General features: G+C 52.8%; 1 protein-coding gene. It reads left to right on the top strand.

Annotation, left to right across the window (positions count from 1 at the left end; genetic code table 11):
- Positions 1-66: 66 nt before the first annotated feature.
- A partial coding sequence (locus tag RMSM_RS27115; RefSeq protein WP_261340354.1) for a reverse transcriptase domain-containing protein occupies positions 67-530 on the top strand: 464 nt, incomplete at its 3' end.

Raw genomic sequence — 530 nt, 5'->3', positions numbered from 1 at the left:
CCGGAATTCTCCGTATCGAGTTTCGGTTATCGACCTTATCGCTCGGCACAAGATGCAGCCCAGCAGGTGCAGAAGATTATTCGCAGCGGCCGACGCCAATGCGTCGATATGGATCTGTCAAAGTTCTTTGATCGAGTCCAGCATGACGTATTGATGTCACGCGTGAGCCGCAAGGTTCACGACAAACGACTGCTAAAGCTGATCGGAAGATACCTGCGAGCCGGAGTGATGATCGATGGGTTATGTCAACCAAGCGAAGAAGGAACGATGCAAGGCGGTCCGCTCTCACCACTGCTTTCCAACATCTATTTGGATGATCTGGACAAGGAACTGGAGCGACGCGGATTGTCTTTCGTGCGGTATGCGGACGACTTTGTAATCTTCGTAAAGTCGGATGCGGCTGCGCACCGTGTGTACGCGAGCGTCGAGCGATTCCTGACGCTGACGTTGAAACTGCAAGTCAACCACGTCAAGAGCAGCGTCTGTAAGACGCAAGAGCTTGAGTACGTGGGCTACGAATTTCGTGGCTA

The sequence above is a fragment of the Rhodopirellula maiorica SM1 genome, assembly GCF_000346295.1.
Lineage (GTDB): Bacteria > Planctomycetota > Planctomycetia > Pirellulales > Pirellulaceae > Novipirellula > Novipirellula maiorica.
Note: the sequence above shows the minus strand (reverse complement) of the source record. Positions and strands in the feature narration are given on the sequence as shown.